At 75.3% G+C, this 3,518-nt stretch carries 2 protein-coding genes and 1 pseudogene; all 3 read right to left on the minus strand.

Features of this window, described 5'->3' with window-relative positions; genetic code table 11:
- The coding region (locus tag ABZ641_RS29610; RefSeq protein ID WP_359986681.1) for a nitroreductase family protein at positions 1-1,360 on the minus strand (1,360 nt) is incomplete at its 3' end.
- Complete coding sequence (locus tag ABZ641_RS29615; RefSeq protein WP_359986684.1) at positions 1,357-3,018, minus strand: TOMM precursor leader peptide-binding protein; 1,662 nt, start codon at positions 3,016-3,018, stop codon at positions 1,357-1,359. The genes ABZ641_RS29615 and ABZ641_RS29610, both read right to left, overlap by 4 nt.
- A pseudogene (locus tag ABZ641_RS29620) lies at positions 3,011-3,518 on the minus strand (hypothetical protein); the annotation flags it as partial. The pseudogene ABZ641_RS29620 and the gene ABZ641_RS29615, both read right to left, overlap by 8 nt.

A 3,518-nucleotide genomic window follows, 5' to 3' on the forward strand; every position in this document is an offset into this window, starting at 1 on the left:
CGCGGTCGCCGACCAGGTGGACGACGGCGTTGACGTGTGTGAAGACCGGTCCGGGGACGGTGACGCGTTCGATCGCGGTCACGGCGTCCGGGCCGACGGCGACGGCGTCGGCGGCGCCGTGGGGCGCGGTACGGACGACCGGGTGCAGCGCTCCCGTCTCCGGGGCGATCCGGTAGGCCCCGGGCGGTATGCCGGTGAGGTCTCCGACGGTCAGGAAGACCTCCAGCGGGGCCGGTGTTCCGGCGGGGACGGCGTCGCTGACGATCCCGGTGCGGATCCGGGCCAGTCGGGCCCACAGTTCGACTCCGTCGACCCGGGAGGCGACCGGCCGGAAGATGCCGGGGCCCGAGTCGCGGGCGCGCAGCACCCCGGCCAGGCCGGGCTCGGGGACCTCGGTCGCGGGCAGCGGCCGCGGCTCGGCGCCGGGGAGGGCGGGCGCGACCGGGACGGCCGTCGTGAAGCCCGTGGTGTCGGTGCGCAGCGACGCCCGGTTGACCTCGGTGAGCAGGGGGCAGGCCCGGGGGACGTGCAGGCCGCTCGGGACCACCGGCGGTTCGATCGCCTCGACGGTCGCGGCGAGTGCCGCGGCGGTCTCCGCGACCGGCCGGCCCTTCGGACCGGTACCCGGACCTGGACCTGCGCCCGCGCCCGCGCCCGCCTCGGCCTCGGCCTCGGCGAGGTGGAGCGGCAGCACCAGCAGGGCCGGTTCCTCGTCGCCGTCGAGCCCGAGCAGCTTGCCGACCGGCTCGTCCAGGAACTGGTGGTGGACGTGCGCCCGCAGGCCCATGGCCCGGGCGACCAGGTCGAGGTTCCCGGCGACCAGGCCGGCCTCCTGCGTGCACAGCCGGTAGGCGTAGTCCCGGTAGATGTAGGCGGTCTTGGGCAGCAGGGCGGCGAGCACGACCACGGCCTGCGGCATCGGCCCGCCGGTTCCGGTGGCCCGGGTGAGCAGCCGCCGGTGGTCGCCCTCGCGCAGCCGCACGAGGGTGTGGTGCGGGGCGTCGTAGTGGTGGGTGCCGTCGGCGAGACACACGTACAGCTGGACGCCGAACAGGCAGCGCGCCGAGGCGACCGTCCGGTGGTAGGGCCAGGTCCCGTTGGTGTCGAACTCCTGCCGGGAGATGCCGTAGCCGTAGTGCAGCAGCGTGGACAGGCCCGGCCCGTCGAGGGTGTCCACGGGGCCGAGTTCGGTGGGCAGCCTCGTGGTCAGCGGCAGGCGCGGCAGGCCCCGGTAGATCTTGAACTTCAGTGGTTCGTCCGGGTTGCCGTACTCCGACTGCCGGGTCTCCATCGCCTCGGCCAGGTCCTCCAGGCTGATCCGCCAGAACTCGCGGCCGATGCCGTCCCGGCGGTCCGTCACGGGAACGGGTGCGGATGCGGATTGCGCACCTGCCCGAGCCGGGGCAGTCCGGTCACCCGCCGGGCCGTGTGGCCGAAGGTCATCGGCACCGAGCCCGGTGCGATCACCTTGACGCATGTGAAGCCTCCCGATGCCTGTTCCGTTGAGGTGGTGTCGACGGCGACCACGTCCATGCCGGCGGCCGCGAAGCGCCGCACGGCCTCGTCCAGGTCGGCGCCGATCTCGGTGTGGTGCGGCCACCGCCACCGTTCGAGCCCCTGCTGCCAGGTCGACGCCGGAGGGTCGTCCAGCAGGAACGCGTACCGGTCGAAGCTGTCCGGATCGGCCGCGCAGAGCAGGTGGTCGGCCATCGAGACGACCTCGTCCGGGTGCCCGGCCAGGTGCCGGGCACGGTCGCGCCACCCGGGGTCCATGGCCAGCAGGGTCACGTACTCGACGGTCTGGCTCAGTTCGTGCAGTGCGGCGAGGACCGCCTCGGCCGGTCGGAGTCCGCTGCCGCCGGTCGAGACGGCTCTCGGCCGGCCGTCGCCGGTGACGTCCTCGGCGAAGGTCCAGAAGGAGGGGATGCCGTGCTCCCGGGTGCTGTCGAAGATCCGTACCCGGTAGCCGTGCCGCTCGATCCGTTCGGCGACCAGCGGGATCCGGCGGTCGGGTGCGGCGGCCGGGTCGAGTTCGGGAAGCGGGGTGCTGCCGTACCAGGCCGTCAGGAACGCGTCGCGTTCGGCGACTTCGAGGACGCCGTGCAGCACCGCCTCCTCGTAGCAGCCGCCGAGCGCGCAGCCGCTGGAGATCTCGCAGGCGAACCCGGCCTCGCCGCCGTTGCCCCGCAGCCGGTAGTAGACGAAGCCCTCCGGGACGAGCACCGGGCGGGCCCGGCCGAACGACCAGCCCCAGACCCAGTTCGCCACCGCGTCCTCGGTGAACTCCCGGTAGGGGAAGCCCGGCGTGCGGTACCGGTCGGCGGGGTAGAGCCCGAGGGTGCGGGGGTCGATCGCGTCGGCGGTCACCTGCGCCCAGCAGGCCCGGACGGCGGTGCGCCTGGCCGGTGCGTGGGCCGCGAGCCGCTCCAGCGACTCGGCGACCGCGACGGCCCGTGCGGACGCGAAGTCGCGGGTGCGGCCGTAGCCGGACGCCTCGGTGGAGACGCCGGGCACGGCCAGCACGGCTTCGGTGAAGGGGAAGGCGTGCTGGGTGTAGGAGGTGACGGAGGGTATCAGCCCGCTCTGCCCGTCCACGTAGACCGCCTCCAGCGCGGCCCGGTCCAGCCGGCTGACCCGGCTCGACCGGGGGGAGAGCTTGGCCCGGGCCCGGCGGGTGATCCGCGCGCCCTCCGCGGTGTCGGGGGTGGCGGTCGAGCAGGTCGGGCAGTGCGGGTCGGCCAGGAAGCCGTGCCGGGACAGCGCGAGCGTGGCCGCGTCGACGATCCAGTAGCGCTGTGCCTGCGGCTCGGCGCCGGTCAGTTCGGCGACGGTGTCCGCGAGGAAGGTCGGGAGCTGCGGGCGCGGCGTCCCGGTGGCGGGCGGGGCGGCGGGCCCGGCGGTGCGGTCGTCGCCGGAGGCCGCGGTGCGCCGGGTGTGCAGGCAGTCCGGGCAGCCCGGCGGCCACGGTCCGACGATCACCCGGTGGGGTTCCCGCAGCACCTGGGGCCGGTCAGCCACGGACGACCACGGCCTGTGCCACGAACGGACACAGCCGGGCGACGGCGGGATCGTGGTCCAGCGGCACGGCCACCACCCGGCCGCCGTCGCGCGTCAGCCGTGCCACGACCTCGTCCAGGGTCACCGGGCCAGGCCGTGCCCCGTCCGGCCCGGCCTCCGGGCGCGGCTTCCCGCGCAGTTCCGCGGGCAGCTCGGGCACGGCCTCCGGCGCGTAGCCGGGCTGGTCGGCGGCCCGGGCCTGGTGGGCGAGCAGGGTCAGCTCCAGCCCCTGTTCCAGTGCGGCGCCGGCCTCCAGGGCGCTGGTGCAGGCGACGGTGGCCTCCGGGGTGGTGAACGCGAAGGTGGGCAGGCCGAGCAGTCCGGACAGGTCGTAGACCTCGTACGGCTGGTCGACGATCTCCAGCAGCTTGCGGTAGCGCGCGCCGCGCGCGGTCAGTTCGGCGCCGTCGAGGCCGAGCCGGGGCAGCGGCGCGGTCGCGGCCGCGAGTGCCGCACCGGCG

It is taken from the genome of Kitasatospora sp. NPDC007106, assembly GCF_040634455.1.
Classification (GTDB): Bacteria; Actinomycetota; Actinomycetes; order Streptomycetales; family Streptomycetaceae; genus Kitasatospora; species Kitasatospora arboriphila.